Source organism: Paraburkholderia sp. RL17-337-BIB-A, assembly GCF_046025895.1.
GTDB lineage: Bacteria > Pseudomonadota > Gammaproteobacteria > Burkholderiales > Burkholderiaceae > Paraburkholderia > Paraburkholderia fungorum_C.
The window spans coordinates 739,703-761,634 of the sequence record NZ_JARESY010000004.1 but is presented as its reverse complement, the minus strand read 5'-3'; the positions used below and the strand labels follow the sequence as shown (position 1 = coordinate 761,634).

At 61.0% G+C, this 21,932-nt stretch carries 14 protein-coding genes and 9 pseudogenes; 12 read left to right on the top strand and 11 right to left on the bottom strand.

Annotated elements, in window-relative coordinates:
- Positions 1–184: 184 nt before the first annotated feature.
- From P0D84_RS49165 to P0D84_RS49220, 3 genes and pseudogenes are all read right to left on the bottom strand, one after another.
- A pseudogene (locus P0D84_RS49165) lies at positions 185–601 on the bottom strand (Tn3 family transposase); the annotation flags it as partial.
- 100 nt (positions 602–701) lie between these two features.
- Positions 702–1,058, bottom strand: a complete 357-nt coding sequence (locus P0D84_RS49225; protein ID WP_494478253.1) for an aldehyde dehydrogenase family protein — start codon at positions 1,056–1,058, stop codon at positions 702–704.
- A gap of 28 nt (positions 1,059–1,086) precedes the next feature.
- Positions 1,087–1,757: pseudogene (locus P0D84_RS49220) on the bottom strand (aldehyde dehydrogenase family protein); the annotation flags it as partial.
- Positions 1,758–2,006: 249 nt separating this feature from the next.
- On the opposite strand from P0D84_RS49220, the pseudogene P0D84_RS48465 reads away from it, so the two are divergent.
- Positions 2,007–2,202 (top strand): annotated as a pseudogene (locus tag P0D84_RS48465) (MFS transporter); the annotation flags it as partial.
- Positions 2,203–2,246: 44 nt separating this feature from the next.
- Here the strand turns inward: P0D84_RS48465 and P0D84_RS48460 are convergent.
- The 3 genes and pseudogenes from P0D84_RS48460 to P0D84_RS48450 all read right to left on the bottom strand — a co-directional run.
- Positions 2,247–2,606 (bottom strand): annotated as a pseudogene (locus P0D84_RS48460) (RuBisCO large subunit C-terminal-like domain-containing protein); the annotation flags it as partial.
- Positions 2,607–2,956: 350 nt separating this feature from the next.
- Positions 2,957–4,123 carry a porin gene (locus P0D84_RS48455; protein ID WP_408351628.1) on the bottom strand — a complete coding sequence of 389 codons (1,167 nt, stop codon included), beginning with the start codon at positions 4,121–4,123 and terminating at the stop codon, positions 2,957–2,959.
- A 329-nt stretch (positions 4,124–4,452) separates the two neighbouring features.
- Positions 4,453–5,550: a TIGR03118 family protein gene (locus tag P0D84_RS48450; protein ID WP_408351625.1), complete on the bottom strand. Its 1,098-nt coding sequence runs from the start codon at positions 5,548–5,550 to the stop codon at positions 4,453–4,455.
- Positions 5,551–6,033: 483 nt separating this feature from the next.
- On the opposite strand from P0D84_RS48450, the gene P0D84_RS48445 reads away from it, so the two are divergent.
- The 4 genes and pseudogenes from P0D84_RS48445 to P0D84_RS48430 all read left to right on the top strand — a co-directional run.
- Positions 6,034–7,407, top strand: coding sequence for an IS4 family transposase (locus P0D84_RS48445; RefSeq protein ID WP_408343210.1), 1,374 nt, complete (start codon positions 6,034–6,036; stop codon positions 7,405–7,407).
- Between the two features lie 826 nt (positions 7,408–8,233).
- Positions 8,234–8,395, top strand: a pseudogene (locus P0D84_RS48440) (transposase); the annotation flags it as partial.
- A 960-nt stretch (positions 8,396–9,355) separates the two neighbouring features.
- Positions 9,356–9,814 (top strand): annotated as a pseudogene (locus P0D84_RS48435) (IS5 family transposase); the annotation flags it as partial.
- A 105-nt stretch (positions 9,815–9,919) separates the two neighbouring features.
- Positions 9,920–10,347, top strand: a pseudogene (locus P0D84_RS48430) (transposase); the annotation flags it as partial.
- 67 nt (positions 10,348–10,414) lie between these two features.
- On the opposite strand, the gene P0D84_RS48425 reads toward P0D84_RS48430, so the two are convergent.
- The 3 genes from P0D84_RS48425 to P0D84_RS48415 all read right to left on the bottom strand — a co-directional run bounded on the left by P0D84_RS48425 (position 10,415) and on the right by P0D84_RS48415 (position 14,009).
- Positions 10,415–11,857 carry an aldehyde dehydrogenase family protein gene (locus P0D84_RS48425; protein WP_408351619.1) on the bottom strand — a complete coding sequence of 481 codons (1,443 nt, stop codon included), beginning with the start codon at positions 11,855–11,857 and terminating at the stop codon, positions 10,415–10,417.
- Between the two features lie 51 nt (positions 11,858–11,908).
- The gene (locus P0D84_RS48420) at positions 11,909–13,096 is read right to left on the bottom strand and encodes a fumarylacetoacetate hydrolase family protein (protein ID WP_408351616.1); all 1,188 of its coding nucleotides are present in this window, start codon (positions 13,094–13,096) and stop codon (positions 11,909–11,911) included.
- Positions 13,097–13,259: 163 nt separating this feature from the next.
- Entirely contained in the window at positions 13,260–14,009 is a 750-nt protein-coding gene (locus P0D84_RS48415) for an IclR family transcriptional regulator (protein ID WP_408351613.1), read from the bottom strand.
- A gap of 298 nt (positions 14,010–14,307) precedes the next feature.
- Between P0D84_RS48415 and P0D84_RS48410 the strand changes: the two genes are divergently transcribed.
- The 3 genes from P0D84_RS48410 to P0D84_RS48400 all read left to right on the top strand — a co-directional run bounded on the left by P0D84_RS48410 (position 14,308) and on the right by P0D84_RS48400 (position 17,181).
- Positions 14,308–14,604, top strand: coding sequence for a YciI family protein (locus tag P0D84_RS48410; RefSeq protein ID WP_408351611.1), 297 nt, complete (start codon positions 14,308–14,310; stop codon positions 14,602–14,604).
- A gap of 175 nt (positions 14,605–14,779) precedes the next feature.
- Positions 14,780–15,874 carry a mandelate racemase/muconate lactonizing enzyme family protein gene (locus P0D84_RS48405; protein WP_408351608.1) on the top strand — a complete coding sequence of 365 codons (1,095 nt, stop codon included), beginning with the start codon at positions 14,780–14,782 and terminating at the stop codon, positions 15,872–15,874.
- Between the two features lie 29 nt (positions 15,875–15,903).
- Complete coding sequence (locus tag P0D84_RS48400; RefSeq protein ID WP_408351605.1) at positions 15,904–17,181, top strand: MFS transporter; 1,278 nt, start codon at positions 15,904–15,906, stop codon at positions 17,179–17,181.
- A 123-nt stretch (positions 17,182–17,304) separates the two neighbouring features.
- Here the strand turns inward: P0D84_RS48400 and P0D84_RS48395 are convergent.
- Positions 17,305–18,056 (bottom strand): annotated as a pseudogene (locus tag P0D84_RS48395) (IS6 family transposase).
- A 349-nt stretch (positions 18,057–18,405) separates the two neighbouring features.
- Positions 18,406–18,585: pseudogene (locus P0D84_RS48390) on the bottom strand (ISNCY family transposase); the annotation flags it as partial.
- Between the two features lie 44 nt (positions 18,586–18,629).
- On the opposite strand from P0D84_RS48390, the gene P0D84_RS48385 reads away from it, so the two are divergent.
- The 4 genes from P0D84_RS48385 (at position 18,630) to P0D84_RS48370 (ending at position 21,905) form a co-directional block, all read left to right on the top strand.
- On the top strand, positions 18,630–18,929 hold the full coding sequence (locus P0D84_RS48385; RefSeq protein WP_408335302.1) for a DUF5372 family protein: 300 nt from the start codon (positions 18,630–18,632) through the stop codon (positions 18,927–18,929).
- 170 nt (positions 18,930–19,099) lie between these two features.
- Positions 19,100–19,567, top strand: a complete 468-nt coding sequence (locus P0D84_RS48380; protein WP_408346517.1) for a helix-turn-helix domain-containing protein — start codon at positions 19,100–19,102, stop codon at positions 19,565–19,567.
- Positions 19,568–19,620: 53 nt separating this feature from the next.
- Entirely contained in the window at positions 19,621–19,854 is a 234-nt protein-coding gene (locus P0D84_RS48375; protein WP_408335305.1) for a hypothetical protein, read from the top strand.
- Positions 19,851–21,905, top strand: coding sequence for a recombinase family protein (locus P0D84_RS48370; protein ID WP_408346520.1), 2,055 nt, complete (start codon positions 19,851–19,853; stop codon positions 21,903–21,905). Before P0D84_RS48375 ends, P0D84_RS48370 begins: the two co-directional genes overlap by 4 nt.
- Positions 21,906–21,932 lie beyond the last annotated feature (27 nt).

Below are 21,932 nucleotides of genomic sequence, written 5' to 3'. Positions count from 1 at the left end.
CGCTCTCGCAGCCCAAAGCGGTGACGGACTACGCCCTGAACTTCTAGCGTTATTTGAGCGCCATGCCGGCTCATATGCTGGTCTCGCTGCCATCATCGAACCTGACGAAACAGCGCCCCTTAACTGCGTGTTAGACGTCGTGCCCGAAGACCCTGAGAAGGGGCATTCGTCCTTTTCGTGCTAAAACCAACGCCTTGATCGCGAGCAGTTGTTGCCGGTATTCGACAGCCGAGCGTGCCTGCCGGACCGTACGGTCGTAGGCCTGCCGCACAAGGTCCGAGACCCTGCGTCCTGCCTGACAGAGGAGGGAGGAGGGCGTCCGTCAACTCGAACAGCGTGACCCCCAGGAAAAAAAATTAGCTCAATGTGCGGGTCGATTCCTTGAGTTCACGAACCTTCGCAGGACGGCGAGCGTGGATGCGCTGCGCGTATGCACGCTGCTTTTCGATCGGCACGGCGTCGAGTACCCACGTGTGCGCACCGAGTTCTTGAGGAACCGAACCTTCACGACGGTTTCGGTAAGCGTCGTCGGGCTGTGTCGCGCCGGCGGCGTCTTCAGCCATTCGAGAACTCTCATGCCGGAGGTCCCGTGCTGGGCAGAGAGGACAGAATCGGCATGCATTAAGTGCGTTTCCGTGACGGCTGCTTTGATAAAAGGCCCGCGACGCACGTTTCCGGCCGTGCGGCTCGCGCGGCATCGCCTACGGGCCCACCGTTTCCAACTGCTCCGGCACGCCCGCATTCAAGCAGAAGTCTTTCAGTTCGGTGAAGTCCGCCAGTGCATCGTACCCGTGCAGACGGCCGAGGCCACTTTGCCGATACCCGCCGGTCTCCGCTTCGGCGAATAACCGGTTGTGGTCGTTGATCCACACGGTGCCGTTGCGCAGTGCCCGAGCGATCCGATAGGCACGCGCGACGTCGTGGGTCCATACGCTCGCGGAGAGACCGAACACCGTATCGTTGGCCTTGCTGAGCGCCTCGGCTTCGTCTTCGAAGGTCTCCAGCGTGACGAACGGCCCGAAGATCGTCCTGACAGAAAAACGCTTTCGGATCGCCATGCTCGACCAGCGTCGGCGCCAGGAACGCGTTGCCGCGGCTCACGCCGCGTAGCAGCACACGGTCCGCGCTTTCGCACGCCCGCTCGATCGTCGCATTGACCGCATCGCGGGTGCGGTGGTCGATCAGCGCGCCGATATCGGTCGCCGCGTCGCTTCCCGGACCGACCTTCAGCGCGGCCAGCGCGGCTGCCAATTGCTCGCGCATCTGCTGCACTTTCGAGGCATGCACGAGCACGCGGCGCGCGGCGCGATCGCGGCGACATCGGCATCATCGAACACCACGCAGCATGATTTGCCGCCCAGTTCGAGCGAAAGCTTTTTCATGCTGTCGGCGGCCGCGGCCATGCCGGGCAAATGGCGCGCAAGCCCCGCGTAATAGCGGACCTCCGAGATCGCCGCGCCGATTTCGCCGTGCGCCTGCGCGATCGCTTTGCCGTTCTCGCGCGCCATCAGCGTCGCCAGTTCTGCCCGCTTTGCATCCAGCGCCGTGGCCCAGTCGAGCAGCACGTTTTGCCGCAGCCGCGCGTCCTGTGCCCACGTGGTGCGATCGAACACAGCGCGCGCGGCGGCAATCGCCGCGTCCGCCTCTGCCGCGCCTCCATCGGCATACAGTCCGATCGGCTCGCCGATGGCCGGGTCGATTGCGGGCTGCGTCGGCGTGCCGGTCCACGTGCCGGCGATCCAGTGTTGTGCGTTCATCAAGCTTTCCTGGTCGGGGTAGTGGTGTCCTTCGTTGCATCGAACGGCGCGGCGTTCAGCACCTGGATGGCCGAAAAGATCGCCGACGCGATGCTCGCGCGAGGTTACCCGAGCTCAGCGTCGAGCACGACGGCGCTCCCGGTGGCCGGTCGATAAAGCTTTTTTAGCACACTACCAGCACGCAATCCAGAACGTGCCTTAAAACAGGGACGATCAAAAGACGTCCCGCTGAAATTCAAGGAGATGACGATGTCCGTAGCAGCGCAGAATGGCGCCGCCTTGCCCGCGGTAAACCAGCGGCAAGTGATGGGTGCAGTAGTGGCCTCGTGCCTCGGTTGGGCACTGGATTTGTTCGATCTGTTCGTCTTGCTGTTCGTCGCCCCGGTAGTTGGACGATTGTTCTTTCCGTCCGAACACGCCATGCTCTCGCTGGCTGCGGTTTTGCTGATTGTGGTGTCGACGCCGGTATCTGTTAGCGGCGCCTGCAGCCTACTTGCCGAATTTATCGACCGCCGCCCGCAATTCAGGCCGCGAGCTCGCGTACTCGATGAGGTCGGCGCCCGCAAGCGCCGCTTCCCACCCCTGCTGCATGCTGCGCACCCCCGCCGTGACGCCATGCGGATGCGCCATGATGCCGCCTCCCGCCATATGCAGAAAATCGATGGTGCCGGTTGCCGCATAGGTGGTGATGGCCGAGCCGGCCCACTGCGCGGACGACACCGCCGGCATCACCGTATAGCCGCCGAACATCGGCGTGAGGTAGTCCTTGATTGACTGCGTCACCTCTTCGTTCGCCTGATAAAACTTGCTGTCGATTCCGCCGACATGCAGATGGTCGACGCCGGCGAGACGCGCGAGCTTCCCATCGCGCGCATAGCAGGATCACTTCAAGCGGATAGTGCCGCCGCTTCGGAACCTTGGCGATATCCGAGAGCAAGCGTCGTTCGAGGCGTCATTGCCTTCTTCATAGTGTGGCCAGAGCATTTTCGTGCGCCTCGAAATTTTTACCTCGCCTGCGTTAATGCGACAGAGCCCAAGAAAACCGCGCGGTCCGTATTATGACGGCCGTCGCGGTCAACTTTTCCATGGGCGTGGCGTTTTCGCCGGTCGTGTAGCGTCGATAGCGTCGGCGATACCGACATTCTTGCCCGGTACTTAACGGCTTTCGGCGGGCCGCATTGGCGGATCACACAGTAAGTCTAGAACTTATGCCGGATTCCGACCCGAGCGACCGCTTGATGACGATTCGAAGAAGGTGGCAAATCGGCGATGTTCGCGACCGCCGCGTGCCCGGTCGAGTCGTCTCCGCTAACCGTCTGCCATGCACCTGAAATATAGACATCGGTGCGCTTGGAGAGCGCGTGATTCACACCGGCGGAGAGCTGATTGTATTTGGCGCCCCCAATGGCCTGAGTCACGGCGTTCCCTTTCAGGAAGTTATAGGCCGCTCCAACCGACCAATCCGGGGCAATCAGGTACTGCAGGCTGACTTCCGCGTCGTTGAAATCCGCACTGCTGCCACTAAGCGCGGTAATGTTCGAATAGCGAATGTTTGAATAGGTCGCGCCCACGACGACGTGTCCGAACCTGTAAGAACCGCCGGCCGCCACTACCTGGTAAGTTCTTGCCGACGCATAGCCGCTGTAGATCGGGCTCGCGGTCAGCCCGTTCGAAGTCGCGGTATCGCTTGGGTTGCTCCCGAACAAGGACGCCGCCGGATTGTTGACGTGTGAATATGCCACGGACATCCCAAGCGGGCCTCTCACGAAATGGGCTCCGAAAGAGTACGCCTGGTTGGTTGCAAGCGAGCCTGGCACGCCGCCGAAGCTATAGAGACTTTCGAAACTCAAACCGCCGTAGTTGGGGCTCTGGTACTTGACTGAATTGTTCTGGCGACGTGTGAAGTTGAAATTGTCGAGGTCGCCGGGATGTGCCGCGTGGTCCGAGCCAAGATTTGAATCACCGAACTCGTAAATGCCGACGTAGTCGATGATGGGATCATATTGCCGCCCGAGAGTCACGGCGCCATACCGGTCGCTCGACAACCCAACAAAGGCCTGACGGCCAAATTCATCGCCGCCTTGCGCGAGATTTCCCGTGTTGAGTTCAAAGCCGCTCTCGAGCGTAAAGATCGCCTTGAGGCCGCCGCCGAGATCTTCGGATCCCTTGAGTCCCCAACGGGACCCATTCAGCCCGTTGTTGGCATCGAGTCGGAACAGTCTGCGGCCGCTTTTGCTGCCGGCAACAGGTGCGTTGCTGATTGCTTCGAAGCCCTCGTCAATGATGCCGTATAAGGTAATGCTGCTTTGCGCGTGCGCGGCAGGGACAGACACAACAAAAGCACATGTCACTATGACTTTTTTCATAAGCAAACTCGCAGGATGCCGGCGTCGCCCGCAGCGCGTGGAAAGCGCGAGCAGGTCCGACGATGCCGAAGCGGAAGAAGAAGGGAAATCAAAGCCAATGGACGAAACGAACGCCGGCCCGATTTATTCCTCTGACTTTCTGAAAACGAGTCCGCGAGAGTTCTCGCAGCTCCGCACAACGTGGGCGACTGCGGCTGAACAAGCGTTAGCCGAGATCAGTTATCGGGAGGATATTGATGGGCGCTCTGGCGCGTTTCGCGGCGTATCACTTCGCGGTCTCTCGCGCCACGCGTGACGAACCCGCACCGAGCGCCTGGACTTTCAGCCGGCTACATCGACGAATCTATGCGTCCATATACACCCGTCGTCGCCGTCGGACCTGCCGCGAAAAACAGCGTGTTGGAAGGCTGGTTGTCGACGTTGTTGCCGAACGCCAGGCCCCAGAGTCCGGGCTGCGTCACCTTCGCACCATCGGCCTGCGTGAGCGGCCCTTTCGACGCGCCAGTCGCAGGATCGAACGCATTGATGGTGCCGTCGCCGAAGTTGCCGATCAGTAGGTCGTTGCTGAACGCGCCGAAATTGGCCGGCGCCATGGCGATCCCCCACGGCGAATTGAGCGGCCCGTTTGAGGCGATGCGCCTGACCAGGTGGCCGGCGGTATCGAATGCATCCACCACGCCGTTGCCAGCACCGCTTTGATCTCTGTGACCATCCGGCCCGAGCTTCGCATACGCCACATAAATCGTATTGCCGACGGCCTGGATGCCGAACGGATTAAAACCCGCCGGTACGTTCGGATCGCTGAAGGCACCCGCAGCCGAGATTTTCGTGAAAGTCTTGTCGAACATATCGACTTTTCCGTTATGGAAATCGGCGGCGTACAGCGTGCTTGCGCCGGCGTTGCTGGCGATCGCAAGGCCTGTGTATTCGGCTGCGCCCGCGCCGTCATCGTGAACTGTGACAGCCTGCATCGCCAGTACCTTAGGCGACCAGGCCGCGATCGTTCCGGCGAGGGTGGCGAAAATGAACGCCGCGTTGCCGGTTGCGCCATTCGCCGTGACGGCGAAGTCCGTCGTACCGTTGAAAACGATGCCGGTCGGACTCGCGGGTTGACCGCTTGCAGCCGGCGGCAGTGTGACGACGAGCGACTGCACCACGCCATTGCCGTCATACAGCGACGACTTCTGTGTATTGTTGTCCGATACCCAAACGGGGGTAGTCGGACCGAACGCGATGCCCCAGCCGTTTTGCAGATTGGGGTCGACGTGCGGCGCGGCGACGCTGCCGTCGGACACGAGAACGGTCGACTTGAAGGTACCGGCGGTCGGTGTGGGCATGTTGTTGTTCGAATTGCCGCCGCACGCAGCAAGTGCGAGCGTGGCCGCTCCAGCAAGCGAGAACACGGTTGCAAGCTTATGCTTATGCATGTCACCTCCTGAACTCTAAATGATTTGCGCATAGTCTCCACGCGGCACGACCACTGCCACGCGCGTCGACCCTTTTCTGTTCTGAACGAGCGCACCAACCCGCGACGGCGTCGATGTCGTCGATGGCATCCTTGCCCCGCGACCTTCGCGTCGGCGGTGCGGCGTCATTGCGGATTGAACGATCAAGCACGCGTGTTTATTCCGTGCGATCCGTATTTGAACCACCTGAGATTCAACTTGTGGGCGGTGGTGCGCACGGACGTTGATCTTCACTCGCGGCGCCCACATGGCAATTGACTTTCAGCGGCAGCTGCAGATCGCCTTGACTGGCTCACCGTGCGAGCACGCACATCCTCAGAAGGCAGACGGCTTAGCAAGATGGTTACCCCCGCTCCACGAGCTGAGCTTTACCCACAAGTCCGGTTGTAAACTGGATCGAACGATGTTAACTTTCGTCCAATCTGTTGAAGCGGTGGCAGCGGATTGGCGATCGACGACGATACGACGGACTGGGCGAGCGACGAATTCGCATCGGCGAATCTCGGTGACGCACGTCTATCGTCCCGACTGGTGGCGTTGGCCCGACAATTGTCCGCTAGTCCTCACACATCGCTGCCGCAGGCGCTGTCGCCTGCTGAACTGAAGGCGGCCTACCGGTTCTTTGACAACGACCAGGTCGACACTGACGGTGTACTGGCGCCGCATATCGCGCAGACGCTGGACCGTATGGAGCAGATCCCGGTGGTGCTGGCCATACAGGACACCACCGAATTTAACCTGACGCATCTGCCTGCCACAGATGGTTTGGGGCGCTGTACCGGTGGCAATGAGCGCGGGTTCTTGATGCACAGCCTGCTGGCGGTCAGTCCGGAAGGTTTGCCGCTCGGGGTACTGGGCATGAAGACGTGGGCACGTCGTGAAGGAACCCAGGGCAGCGCCGCGCAGCGCAAATCCCGCCCCATCCATGAGAAGGAAAGCATCAAGTGGATCGAGGGACTTGCGCACCTGTCGGCACTGAAGTCGCGTTGTGAGCACACGCAACTCATTGGCATCGGCGATCGCGAAAGCGATGTCTATGAACTGTTTGCTGCGCAACGCCCGGACGGGGTGGACTGGCTGGTGCGCGCGGCATGGAATCGCTGCGCCCGCCATCCCCAGCGCTATCTTTGGCAGGCGGTACTGGACGCTCCCGCAGCAGGTCACACCGAGTTGCTGGTGCCAGCCAAAGGGAGTCGTCCCCAGCGCACCGCATGCCTGACATTGCGATACGCATGCGTACGTCTGCGACCGCCTCAGACACGGACCCGCTTGCCCGAGCTGGACGTCTTCGCCGTGCACGTCATCGAGGACGAACCGCCTGCCGGTATCGAGCCACTCGAATGGATGCTGCTCACCTCGGTGCCCACGCACTCGCCCGGGCAGGCACTTGAGCGGCTGCAATGGTACGCACGGCGCTGGACGATTGAGACCTGGCACCGGGTACTCAAGAGCGGCTGCCGCATCGAGGCCCGCCAGTTCGGCACGCTCGAACGCTTTGTTCGGGCTACCTCCCTGTTCGCGGTCATTGCCTGGCGCATCCTCTACACCACGCTGCTGGCGCGGCTGGACGGTGACCTGCCTTGTGAGGCGGTCCTCCAGCCCGTCGAATGGCAAGCCCTGTATTGCCGCATGCATCGAACCACCCGGCCACCGGACACGGTGCCGTCGCTGCACCAGGCGATACGATGGATTGCCGCCTTGGGCGGCTACCTGAATCGCCGCCACGATCCACCACCCGGCGCCACGGTCATCTGGCGAGGCTTCCTCGTCTTGCACGAAATCACCGAGATGTTCCGCATCTTTGCTTCAGGTCCGTAACTTGTGGGTAAAGCTCAGCTCCACGAGTGGGGTACGGCAGCTGTTGGAGATCGTTAATTTTTGGACCGGACAAAAACCGGGGGAGCACGAAGTTTTTGCCCAAAGCTACCTTCGACACCCGTTCGGCGAGGTGAAGAATGGATATGCACTGGACGATTTACCTGCAGCGGGAAGGTACCGACGAGAAAGTGCCGTTACCCAGGTTTCAGCGCCCGCTCGAAGGAGCTACCCCGTCTGACTTTGGATTGTCGATGTCTGAGGCAAGAAGCCTGCTTTCCAGTCTTCAACAAGTGGTGGTTCAAGATCAGATCCGCGCCTACGATGCTCGACGGCGCCGCTGCTGACATTGCGGGCGATACCGCCGCATAAAAGACTGGCGCCCTCGGGTGTTTGCAACCGCGTTGGGCAGCGTCAAAGTTCGAGTGCCGTGGGATATCGTGCTTGTGCACCCCCGAACCGCTCGACGAGAATGATGAATCGGCGGATCTTCGATTCCCGAGGGCCCGATAGAAATTTTGCTACCGGGAAGGCGTACGCCGGAGCTTGCATGCCCGTGTGCGAAGCAAGGCGCTCCCGTCTCCTACCGATCTGCTGCACGCAATGTCGCCGATCTCACCGGCTTGCACACCCTGTCTCACGCCACTGTTCGGAAGGAGACGATCGACTGCGGTGAGCACATTGAAAATGTGCCAGTTCCACGCTGGGTGGTTCGCGGGAACCCAACACCGTGGTGGAGCGAAGCACCTGCGTCTTGCAATTGACGGCACAGTCGTCACGGCGGTTCCGCCGGAAAAGGTGCGCAGGTTCGAAGTTATCGCGGGCCGTATTGAGTGTGAGGGATAACCTCGATAATCACGCCCCTCGCGAACACCTGTTGAGAGATATCGATCACTTCCTTGATTTGCGCGATCTACGCCAGCATCTCGCGCCGTTCTACAGTCCGATGGGGCGGCCAGCGATTGATCCGGAGCTCATGATCCGCATCCTGCGTCCTGATCCAAAACACGACTTTTTCAACACAATCGAAACTTGATCGGACGCCGGATTTCGAAGGTTCGGAAAACCAGGTAATTGGTCTTGCCGATCATCGCGAAGGGATCGGAAGACCAACGGTCGGCGCTAAAAGCTTCCGCCGCAATCGCCAAGCCGTAGTGTCTGAATTGAACCGTTCATAGTGCCAGGTTTCTGATGATAGTTGGCGGGGCGAAGGACGGCTATTACATGAATCTGGAACCAGTACAGCGAGGGTATCGGCGCTCGACGCTTGTTGAGCAACGAGGCCAGGCACGTGGACGTTCCTCGGATTACATAAACATGCAATGTCTCGGCCGGGCAAAACGATATATGTTGTTTCTGGACGCTTGATCAAAACGCGGGAATAGCTGGTCGAAAAACTCATATCTTCGCCTCCGAAGATGCCGTTTGCGTGGACGGTATGGTGGTCAATCGAATGCGTGGCGGTGGTCATGTGATGGCGGCTCCGTGGCCAATTTGGGGATGCGCGTCGCAGCGGGATGGTCAGAATGGATTGCTGGTCGATTTCTTTTCGCAGGCGCAACTCATCGACTCGAATAGCGCAAGTATGCGAAAGCGGCGCCACGATGGACGCGGTACGCCACGCCTCTATGGAAACGATTCGGGACCGCTTCAGCCTTCGTGATGAATGCCTTCGGTGTCAGTTGGATATTCTAGGCGTTTCGACTGCCTCGGTCCGTAGAGAGGCTGTTACAGCCCCGGTTGCTTCGGCTTTACCGTAGACGGTCGCTTAGGTGACTCGAAGCAAAGCAGTCTCTGAACAGTGGCAGTGACACTTTTACTTCGCACGGGCAAGTCCATTGAATTTCCAGCAGATTCTCTCGGCGGGAGACTTCGCTCGCGGCAAGTGACATTTTTACTTGCGGACTAGAGGGTGTTAGGCACTTTTCGCCAGACCTGGTACCCTGGCGGAATGACAGAACGCAAGCCATACCCTACAGATGTCTCGGATGAAGAGTGGAGCTTTGCGGCTCCCTATCTAACGTTGATGAATGAAGATGCGCCACAGCGGCGGTATGAACTGCGCGAGATGTTCAATGCGTTGCGCTGGATGGCGCGGGCGGGTGCGTCGTGGCGTATGCTGCCGACCAATTTTTCGCCATGGGAGTTGGTCTACCAGCAAACGCAACGCTGGTTGAACGCGGGCTGCTTCGAGGCAATGGTCAGTGATCTGCGATCCGTAATTCGGGTCGCGCAGGAGCGTCAGGGTCAGCCCAGTGCGGTGATCCTGGATGGGCGCACCCTGCAGTCCACCTGCGAGAGCGGACCGCGCGCGGGTTACGACGGTCACAAGCGCAAGCGAGGCAGCAAAGTCCATATGGCTGTCGACACGTTAGGTCTGCTGCTGGCGGTGCACATCACGCCGGCCAACGGCTTGTACATGTTGCGCCGACTGTCCAAGTGCCTAACACCCTCTAGTGACGCTTTTAATGCGGACTACGCCATTCTGTTGCAGGATCTGCCCGGTACACCGCAACCGAAGACCGTCTTGGTCGATCTCGGGTTTCGTGGCGTTGACGCCGAAGTGTCATCAGTAGAACTTATTCATCGCGGCAAATACAAACCCTAACCAGCACGCAGCGACGTTGGCTCAAGCGACGGCAGGCGATCGAGCCGATCATCGGCCATGTGAAGCACGACCACGGCATGCGGCGTTGTTGGCTCAAAGGGCAAACCGGCGATGCGCAGCACGCGGTACTGTGTGCTGCCGGCTACAACCTGCGCTGGTTGCTGCGCGCCATCGTCCGCCCGGGCATGAGGCCCGTATTTTTTATCCTCGCGTTGCTGCACCGGCTCGCCAATTTCACGTTGAAGCCAGCGCTTGCTCGCCACAACCGCTTTCCATGGGCTGATTCTCGTTCGCCGACAGGACACACCCTCGGCTTAGCTCGCTACGCAAATTGAATTTTGCAGGTCCGACTAACGTATGGCGAGGCTGTAGCGACGGCCGGCAGGTCCGCCGCCCAGGCTGCTACACCGCGCCCGGATTCACGTATGACGTCTTCACCGTCGTGTAGAACTCGCGCGCATAGCTACCCTGCTCGCGAGGACCGTAGCTCGATCCCTTGCGGCCGCCGAACGGCACATGGTAGTCGACGCCGGCCGTCGCCGTGTTCACCATGACCATCCCCGCCTGCACGTTGCGCTTGAAGTGGTTCGCGTACTTCAGCGACGTCGTGCAGATCCCAGCCGACAGTCCGAACAGCGTATCGTTTGCTACCGCCAGCGCCGCGTCGTAGTCCTTCACCTTGATGACCGATGCGACCGGCCCGAACACTTCTTCCCGGTTGATCGTCATCTCCGGTGTTGTGCCTGTCACCAGCGCCGGCGCGAGGAAGAAGCCACGCGTCGCGCATTCCACCCGAGCACCGCCGAATACGGTGCCGCCTTCTTCGCGCGCAATCCCGATGTAACGCTCGTCCTGCTCCAGTTGCCGCTCGTCGACAACGGGGCCGATATGCGTCGCGTGGTCCAGCGCGTCGCCGATGCGCAGCTTCTCCAGTCGAGCCTTCATCGCGTCGACGAAACGGTCATGGATGCCTTCCGTCACGATCAGCCGGCTCGACGCGGTGCAGCGCTGACCCGTTGAGTAGAACGAGCCGTTGATGCACGCTTCGACCGCGACATCGAGATCAGCGTCGTCGAGGATCACCATCGGGTTTTTGCCGCCCATTTCGAGTTGAAACTTCTTGCCGCGCTGTACGCATTTCGCGCCGATCGCGCGGCCGGTGACCACCGAGCCGGTGAAGCTGATCGCATCGATGCCGTCGGACTCGACCAGCACCTCGCCGACCACCGAGCCACGGCCCATCACGAGGTTGACGACACCAGGCGGCGCGCCCGCTTCCGAGATGATGCGCACGAGTTCCCACGTCGATGCCGGCACGAGATCCGCAGGCTTGATCACCACGCAGTTGCCGTAAGCGAGGGCCGGCGCCATCTTCCATGCCGGAATCGCGATCGGGAAATTCCATGGCGTAATCAGCCCGATCACGCCGACCGGCTCGCGCGTGATCTCGACGGTCATGCCCGGGCGCACGGATGGCAGAATCTCACCGCCGGCGCGCAGCGTCTCTCCGGCGAAGAACTTGAAGATCTGCGCGGCGCGCCCGACTTCGCCGATCGCCTCGGGCAGCGTCTTGCCTTCCTCGCGTGCCAGCAATTGGCCGAGTTCGGCCTTGCGTTCGAGGATGACGGTGCCGACCCGGTCGAGCAGATCGAAGCGCTGCTGGGGCGTGGACTGCGACCACGCCGGAAAGGCGGCGCGGGCGGCGGCGATCGCGTGATGCGTCTGGCCGGCGTCGGCTTGTGCGAACTCGCCGATCACGTCGTCGAGGTTCGACGGATTCACGTTGCGTGAAACCTTGTCGCTCTCAACCCATTGTCCGTCGATGTAGTTTGCAAACTGGCTCATAGCGTTGTTTCGAATAAATAAATCGGATTCAGTCGTATCGTGATGCGGCGCTCAGTGCGCGTGCATCAGCCCGCGTGCGACAAGGTTCGCGTACAGCGCACGCACGCCGAACGTCCACGGCGTCGTTTCCGTGGACAACCGCACGGTGTTGACCAGCGCGCCGAGTTGCGGCGCCGAGATCGTCACGATGTCGCCGAGATGATGCGTAAAGCCGGCACCGGGCGCATCGCGATCGAGAATCGGCGAAAACATCGTGCCGAGAAACAGCATGAATCCGTCCGGATACTGATGGTGCTTGCCCCAGGTCTGCGCAACGAGGTCGACCGGGTCGCGGCTGATTTCGCGCATGTGGCTCACGGCGTCGAGGACAAAGTCGTCGTCCGCGCCCTCGACGCGCAGCGACACGCTCGCGTTGCGCACCGAGTCGAACGTGAAGCGGCCGTCGAACAGGCGCACGAACGGGCCGATCGAGCACGACGCGTTGTTGTCCTTGCACTTTCCGAGCAGCAGTGCAGAACGGCCTTCGATGTCGCGGAGATTGACGTCGTTGCCAAGCGTCGCGCCGACAATCTCGCCGCGGCCGTTGACGGCCAGCACGATTTCCGGCTCCGGGTTGTTCCAGACCGACGCGGGCAGCAGGCCGATGTCCGCGCCGAAACCCACCGACGACATCGGCTGCGACTTCGAAAACACCTCGGCGTCCGGGCCGATCCCCACTTCCAGGTATTGTGACCACGCTCCGCGACGCTGTAGCTCCTCCTTCAGACGCATCGCCGCCTCGGAGCCCGGTTCGATCTTCGACAGGTCCGCGCCGATCGCCCCGGTGATCGTCTCGCGCACCTCGCGCGCCTTTGCGGGATCGCCGCCCGCCTGTTCCTCGATGACGCGCTCGATCAGGCTTACCGCGAACGTCACGCCGCATGCCTTGATCGCCTGCACGTCGCACGGCGCGAGCAGCTGGATCGCAGCTTCGGGGGCGTCGGGCAGGCTCGCGGCGACGAGCGCTTCGATGGGACCGAGCGCTTCGCCCGGCGCGCCGCGCACGATCTCGATCGCGTCGTTGCGATCGAACAGGTCGGAGATGGTTGGCACCGTGCGGGTGATGTCGAAGGCGTGACCGCCGCGCACGGCGACGACGCTCGGACCCTCATGCGTGCCGTCGCGGCGCCACACGCGGCCTGCGAGCAGTGCGTCGTCGACATCAATGGGCAGACAGGCGGAAGCGGAAAGGTTGGCCATGTAGGGACTTAGGCTCGATGGGATGAGAAAAGAGCCTCATCGTAGGAGTCGCTCAGCCGGTTGTCCAGCATCGTGGTCCTATTTCCAACTGGCTGGATCATTTTGGCCGCCATATCCCGGTCCGGCGATCGCTGTTCGCGGTGCGACCCAGCCGTCCGCATTTCTAATGCAGTGCTTGTCCGATCTTGCTGGCGAGGCGCACGAGCGACGTGGCAATGGTGCTCTCGCGTCTTCTGGTCAGTCGTTCGAGCGGGATGCTGGTGCTGACCGCAACACGCTTGCCGAGAGGCGTCATGCCGACATAGCAGGCGAAACAGGCAAGACCAAGGCTGACCTCTTCCCGCTCGGAGGCGAACCCGCGAGTTCGCACCTTGGAAAGTTCGCTCAACAGAGTGTCCCGTTGCGTAGAACTATGAGCGGTTAGTGCGATCAGTTTTTTAGGCAGAACCCGGTTGAGTTCGGAGTCGGGGAGACTTGCAAGCAGCGCCTTGCCAAGGGCGCTGCAATGCGCGGGCAAACGCGACCCGAGATCGGACACCAGTCGTACCGGCCGCTGCGCGTCTTCCCGCGCAATGTAGATCACCTCGGCGCCGTCCAGCACGGCAAGCTGTACCACTTCGTTATGGTCGGCCACGAATGCGCTCGCCTCCCTTCGAAAGGCGGCCTGGAGCCCGTCATGGTGGACGTAGGCGCAGCCGAGTTCGAACAGTTTGACGCCGATGATGAAGCCGCCCTGGCGTTTCTCGATCCACTGTCGTGCCTCAAGTGAATTGAGCAGCATGTAGAGCGTGCTTCGGGATAACCCGGTGCGCTCGGCAAGCGCCGAGGCGCGCATCGGTTGCCGCGCGCTGGCGAGCGCTTCGAGCAAATCGCTTGCGCGTGCAAGTGCGGGGACTTCGCGAGATGTTGTCATGAATTGTAAGGGGTGGAGGGGAGGGCGGAATGTTGCTGCAGCGCCGGAACGGTGCGTCGCACCGCAAGCCGGATGGTGAGTGCATTGTCCAGCTAAGTGGACATTGATTCAATACCATAGACATTCGGCAAATCAGGCTACTAGAATCGAGCCCGTGTTGTATCGGAAACGCACATGCCTAGAGGAGAGTCGGCAAGCGCCGCACGCTGTGTTCGGGGGTTCATGGCTCGTCACGCTGGTCCGTGAGCGAACGTTGGTTTCAATGTGGCGGCAGTTCATCAGGAAACGTGAAGGTTCTATGTTCATTGTCATCTTGCGTTACGTAAAACCATGGGAGGCGATCGAGCCTCATTTGGAAGAGCATTGGGCGTTTCTCGATCGCCAATATGTGGCGGGTCACTTCATCGCGTCCGGCCCACAGGTGCCGAGAGAAGGCGGGGTGATGCTCGTCAAGAGCAGCTTGAGCCTCGATGAACTGGAGCGTCTGCTTGCCGAAGATTCCTTTCGTCGCGAGCAGGTCGCGACCTATCAGATTATCGAATTCAACCCGAGCCGATTCGGTGCGGGTGTGGAGTCAGCTTTCGGCGGAAGCTGAACGCGTAGTGCGCAACTAGCTACCCGGACTGGCCCGAACTTGCCTGGCCGTCTTCCACGACCGGGCAAGTAGCGGATGTGCGATCACGCACGGAGTCGTCCATGGTTGCGCTTCGCAGCGTCCTGTCTGCTTATATAACGATAACGGAGACCGCGCTAGCGCGCGCTTTCAAAAGATGAAAATCATCTCTGCGACCAGTGTACTGGTGCGTTTGCCCTTCGGCTCTTCCGGCCCAGACATCATCGCGGGGCGTTCGGAGAAGCTCATCAATGTACTGCAAATTCGTATCGAGACCGAGGACGGTCTGGTCGGTTGGGGGGAGGCATTTGGCCATGCCGTTGCTCCGATAACGCAGCAGGCTTTCGATCATCTGATCGCGCCGTTGTTGATCGGTCGCGACGCGACCGACATCGACTCGATCCTGCGCGAACTGCATACGGCGCTGCATCTTTACGGTCGCAATGGCGTCATCACGTTCGCCATTTCCGGCGTCGATATCGCGCTGTGGGATTTGGCGGGCAAGCGCGCGGATCTGCCGCTCTATCGACTGCTGGGCGCAGAGCCTTGCGAGAGCGTGCCGACCTACGCGAGCCTGCTGCGTTGCGGAACTCGCGATCTGCTGGAATCCAGTTGTGCAGCCGCGCTCTCGCTGGGCTTCCAGCAGGTCAAGCTGCACGAGGTAGAGCCCGCGCTCGTGAAGGTGGCGCGGGATGCGCTTGGTGCGGACGTCAGGATGATGGTCGACGTCAATTGTCCGTGGACGCTCGAAGAGGCCCGCGATAAGGAGCGCGCCATGCGCGATTTCGGGATCGCGTGGCTTGAAGAGCCGATTTTCCCTCCCGAGGACGCGCATACGCTGGCGCTGTTGCGTCGCGAATGCACGGTGCCGATAGCGGCAGGGGAAAACGTCGGCAGCGTGCACGGCTTTCGCGCCATGTTCGAGGCGAGCGCGATCGACATCGCGTTGCCCAGCGTATCGAAAGTCGGTGGGGTGAGCGGAATGCTCGCCGTGGCGGCTCTTGCAAAGCAATACGGCGTCGAGTTGCAGCCGCACTGCGCCTATTTCGGCTCCGGTTATCTAGCGACGCTACATCTTTGCGCGTTGTTCGGAAACACATCGTTCGAGCTTTATTTTATTCAGCAACCCGAGCCCCTGTTTGCGCCGTTCGATCAGATAACGGGCGGGCGCGCACGGGTGCCGCAGGGACCCGGACTCGGTTGCGATCCGGATCCGGAGTTGATCGCGCGTTATTCCAGCAACGGATGCTGAACATTTAACGAGAATAACCGGGAGACATCGTGGGTAAATATCGTTGGGTCATTGCGGCGCTTCTCTTTGCCGCGAGCATCATCGCTTTCATCGACAGGGCGGCACTCTCTGTCGCGGCGCCTTTTGTTCGTGCGGACCTGCATTTGAGTCCGGCTCAAATGGGCACGATTTTCAGCGCATTCTTCGGCGGATATGCCCTGTTCTGCTTCGTCGGGGGCTGGGCGTCCGATCGATTCGGGCCAAAGCGCACTTATGCGGTATCGATGCTCGTATGGTCGGTCTTCTGCGGATTGACCGCGACGGCGTCGAGTTTTACGACATTACTGATTCTCCGGATTTTTTTTGGTGTCGGCGAAGGGCCGATGGGGGCCGTGACCAACAAGACCGCGCGCAACTGGTTCCCGCCGCGTGAAACGGGCATTGTGATGGGTCTGAGCCCGACGGGCGGAAACATGGTGGGTGCTGCATTCGCTAGCCCGCTCGTTGCCGCGCTGGCGATTGCGTTCGGCTGGCGGATGGCCTTTATTGTCATCATGCTGCTCGGACTCATCTGGCTGTCGGCGTGGCTGTGGCTGATGAAGGACCGCCCGGCGCTCAGCCGGCGGGTCGGCGAAGCGGAGCGCCAATATATCGAAGCCGAGCGCGGAGAGGCGACTGCCGACACGCGTGAAGTCATGCCGCTTGGTTACTACCTGCGTTCGCCTTTGGTTCTCGGCATCGCGTTCGCATTCTTCGCTTCGAACTACATCCTCTACTTCTTTCTTTCGTGGCTCCCCAGCTATCTCGTCGACGTCCGGCATCTCGACATTCGCTCGATGAGCATCATCGGATCCATTCCGTGGATGATGGGCCTGCCTGGGTGCGCGTTAGGCGGCGTTTTCTCCGACCGGTTGTTGACGCGCACCGGCAATCCGATGTTCGCGCGTAAAATCATCGTGGTGGGCGGGCTCCTGATCGGGGCGGTGCTGCTGGCGTTGTCCACGCAGGTTACGACCACTGGCGCGGCGGTGACGTTGATTGCGGCGATTACCTTTCTCAACGCCACTACTCCGCTCGCATGCTGGGCCCTGGTTCAGGAACTGGTGCCGTCCAGGCGCGTGGGCGCGGTCGGCGGGTACGTGCATTTCCTGTCCAATCTGTCCGGGATTATCGGACCGGCGGCGACGGGCTACATCATCCAGTATGGCGGCGGCTACGGCGCATCGTTCGTGATGGCGAGCATGGTCGCCGCCGTGGCGGCGCTGGTGGTCTGCTTCTTCGTGCGGAGTCCTCGAACGGCTACGCTCCGGCCCGTCGAGCAGGGCTAGGGTTCTCGACTTGGGCAGGCATGCGCGCACGGATCTTGTCTTTGCCGAAATACGCGTGAGGGGGGTATTGTCAACTTGTTGACCGGCGTGCGACCGATGACACCGTACGGAAGGATACCTAATTTATGCTGCAAGGCGCTCCGGCATTGGAGCGCCCGTCACGCTTTCCCATGCCTCGAAGGCCTGGGTGCGCAACGCCCGCTTTTGCCTTGCGTCGGTGTGGTATCGGCAATGCATGAAGAGATTGGCGACCTGGTCGTGGACCGAAGCGAACCGTTGCAGGTGACGCGCCGACTTGAAGCGGCGCATCACTTTCTCGCACACCCGCGCTGGCTGGTGCGAGTTTTCCGCCCGGTTGTTCGGCCCCTTGTGCTGGCGGTGTTCGACGTTGATCCCCAGATCCCTGTTCGCCGCCGCATAGCTTTTGAGCTTATCGGTGATCAACACGCGCGGAGCGCGACCGTGTTTCCTGAGCAGCTTGCGCATCAGGCGCCGGGCCGCGTGCCGGTCGCGCCGGCTTTGCACCAGCACGTCCAGCACCGCGCCGTGCTGGTCTACCGCGCGCCACAGCCAGTGCTTCCTGCCGCTGATCGTTACGACCACTTCATCGAGGTGCCACTTGTCGCCTCGCGCAAGGGCGGTGGACCGGATACGCCGGGCAAGGCCCAACCCGAACTTTACCGACCAGCGTCGCACCGTCTCGTAGGTCAGATCGATGCCACGGGCGGCCAGCAGTTCCTCGACCATGCGCAGGCTCAACGGAAGCGGTAGTACAGCCACACCGCGTAGCTGATCACATCGGGCGGAAAGCGGTAACCCGCATACGAAATAGCGGGGCTGGCGGGCGGGCGGTGCGATTGGGCAGTTCGTTTCATGCCGGCTATTGTCGCCGCATCTCCTGTCGGCTTGCCAACAACATGACAGTACCCTTCACGGGCCTGCTTCATGATCGTCTGCCGATAGCTGTAGCCGGGGATCTCTTCCGCGATCGCGAGAATGTCGCCGATCGCGGACGCGTCCATCACTTTTCCGTTTTCGCTTTCTAGTGCTCGAGAACCGCGCTCAGCGCAAGCTCATCGGCGATTTTCTTCAACCGCTTGTCCCGCGTCCAGATCGTCACGCCAGGCTGGAGCTTTGCGGATGCGAGCAACGACGCATCGACGTAGCCGATCCCACGGCTAAACAACCGGTGTTGCTCAACCAGAAATCGAGATTCTCGTCAGCCCGCAGTGGCCGGTGTGCATCGAACGCACTCTTCGGCGGCTTCGCGAAGCGCGCGTTATACGACGCGATGAAGGCGGGCACGTACGCGTTCGCGGCGTCAATGGTACTGATGCCGCGCAGCCGCAGTTCCTTCACGAGCCGGTCCTGCAGCGTCAGGTGCGCACGCTCGACGCGCCCCTTCCTCAAAGCAGTCAACTGCACGCGATCTGACCGATGCGACGCAGTTGTTCCGGGTCACCCATCCCTTCCATCCGCTGTACGGGCGAGAGTTCATGCTAGTGGACCGGCGCAAGGCGTGGGGAGAGGATCGCGTCTACTTCCATGACGACATGGGGAATCTGAAACGTATGCCGGCAGGCTGGACGAGCGCAGCGCCGCCAAATGCATTCGAGACAGTTTCGGCGGGACGATCGCATTTCCGCATCGAAGATCTGTTGCAATTGACCATGCTAATCGCCCGGTACAGAGAAACAAACGGACATTCAAAAGGGCACACAGGCAAGCGCAAGCTGTCAAGGAAATAATGCCATCTGTGTAAATGTAATTATGCCATTCGATGCGCCTGCAATACTTCCGCAAATGATTAGCTGATGAAGCAGATGAGAGCCTTTGTTTGAAGATATGAGGCGCGCCGGGTGACAGTCTTGAAAAAGACCTTGACATCGACTGTAAATGGTCATAATTTATATTACATATGGCTCGTACCCGAAAACCCGATCCCAAACTCGCCGCTCTCGAAGATAGTGGCACTGTGAATCCGCGCCCGCAGGACATCGATGATCCTGCCTTCAGCGACAGCGACTTCTTCGATCCCCGGGATCTGGTTCAGGTCCGTTACGAAATGCTGCGACGCGTACGCGTGGAAGGGCAAACCATCGCGGATGCCGCCGCACACTTCGGAGTCAGTCGGCCGACCTTCTACAAGGCGCAGGCCGACTTCGAGCGCGACGGCCTGGCTGGGTTGCTGCCGGTCAAGCGCGGCCCGCACGGACCTCATAAGATCACCGATGAGGTGACGCGCTTCATCGAAGAAGCGCGCGCGACTCACGTTGGGCTGGAAGTGCAGGAGCTGGTCGATCGGATTGCGGGGCGGTTTGGCCTGGCGGTGCATCGACGCACCGTGGAGCGCGCCCTGGCGCGTTTGAAAAAAAAACGACGGTAAATCCCCCCGTAACGGCGCGCGATGCCCAGTCCCTGAGCCGATGCTACGAGGTCTTGCGCCAGGAGGTTCTCGATACAGGCGGAGGTGGTCCCACGCTGATGCGAGGCCGGGCGCTGTTCATGTTCAAGGGCATGGCGGTCTGGATGAAGTCGGTGACCGAAGCGTTTCCGTTTAGTCCATTACCGGTCACGCGCCCGAGCGGGCTGAATCTGCCTGTCGGTCTCGAACAGAACCTGATCGTCATTGTGGCGGCGATGGCAATTGCGACAGCGGAGGTGATGGCATGACCGATCAGACGCACGCGAAAGTTCAGGCCCGGCATCTGAAAAGAAGCGCCTACCTGTATGTCCGCCAGTCCACGTTGCGACAGCTGTTCGAGAATACCGAGAGCACTGAGCGCCAGTACAACCTGCGACAGCGCGCGGTCGCTCTTGGATGGCGCATTGATCAGGTGGTTGTAATCGACTCGGACCTCGGCCTGTCCGGCGCGTCTGCGGTTGATCGCCTGGGGTTCCAGCGTCTTGTCGCCGAGGTGAGTCTGGGCCGCGCCGGGATTGTGATGGGCCTCGAGGTGTCGCGCCTGGCGCGCAATTCCACCGACTGGCATCGGCTACTGGAGATTTGCGCACTGGCCGACTGCCTGATCCTTGACGAGGATGGCGTCTACGATCCCGCGCACTTCAATGATCGGTTGCTGCTCGGCCTGAAGGGCACGATGAGCGAGGCTGAGTTGCATGTCATGCGGGCACGACTGCGCGGCGGAATTCTCAACAAGGCACGTCGCGGAGAGCTGGAGATGCGGCTGCCCATCGGCTTTGTGTATGACACCGAGGCACGCGTGCGTCTGGATCCCGACGCACGTATCCAGGAAAGTATCCGGCAGCTCTTCCGCACGTTCCGGCGCACCGGTTCGGCCACGGCAACGGTCAAGGCATTTCGCGTGCAGGGTCTTCTGTTCCCCCACCGGATTTACCGCGGGGCACGAAAGGGCGATGTGCAGTGGGGCGAACTGGATCACTCACGTGTGCTGTGGGTCCTGCATCACCCGCGTTACGCAGGTGCATACTGCTTCGGGCGCACGCGCTATCGAAAGCATCCCGATGGTCAGACGGTCTCCGTCCGGCTGCCCTCTGCGCAATGGGTGTCGCTGATCCCTGACGCCCACGAGGCCTATGTGAGCTGGGAAGAGTTCGAACAGAATGTTCAGGTGTTGCGCGAGAATGCCCACGCACTGGGCATCGACCGGGAAAGGGGGGCGCCACGTGAGGGGCCGGCGCTGCTGCAGGGCCTGGCGATATGCGCCAGATGCGGTGAGCGAATGACGGTGCGCTATCACGTCCAGGGCACCCGCAGGGTGCCGGACTACATGTGCCAGCGTCACGGCATCGAACATGGGCGGCCGGTATGCCAGCATGTTCACGGTGGCGAGCTTGACGATGCTGTTGGCAGGTTGCTCGTGGAGACAGTCACGCCGGTCACGCTTGAGGTCGCGCTGGCGGTACAGGAAGAACTTGACAGCCGTTCTGAAGAGCGCGACCGACTGCACCGCCAGGAGTTCGAGCGGGCACGCTACGAGGCCGATCTGGCGCGTCGCCGCTATATGCAGGTGGATCCAGCGAATCGATTGGTTGCGGACTCGCTTGAAGCGGAATGGAACCATGCGCTTCGCGCTCTCGCCGAAGATCAGGATTGCTACGAAAAGAAGCGTGAGGCTGATCATGCCGGACTTGACGACAAACAGCGTGCGCGCATCATGGCACTAGCCAGAGACTTCCCTCGTCTGTGGAACGATCCGCGCACACCTGATCGCGAGCGAAAGCGCATGGCGCGACTGCTCATCGCTGACGTGACTTTGCTCAAGGGTGCAGACATCTGCGTTCAGATACGCTTTAACGGCGGCGCCACGCATACGCTACATGTGCCGCTATCCATGCCAGCGTGGATATTACGGCAGACCCCACGCGCAGTCGTTGCCGAAATGGACCGGCTTCTCGACGAGTACACCGAGGGTGAAACGGCGGAGCAGCTGAATCGTCAGCAGCTCATCTCCGGCTGGGGTAAGCGGTTTAATTCCAGAATGATCACGCGGATTCGGCTGTCCCACGGGCTACCGAGTCATCATGACAGGCTGCGCGCACGTGGAATGCTTACACAAGACGAGATCGCAGAGCGGTTGGACGTGGCGCCGACGACCGTCAAGAGCTGGCGTCGTGCGGGCCTGCTTGTAGCGCACCGTTACGACGACAAGGGCGGATATCTCTTCGAACCTCCGGGCGCCGACGCACCAGTAAAGTTCCAGCATCAGGGAAAGACCCGTGGCCGACGCTCGGCCGCATAAACACCAACGCAACCGACATATGAGGTG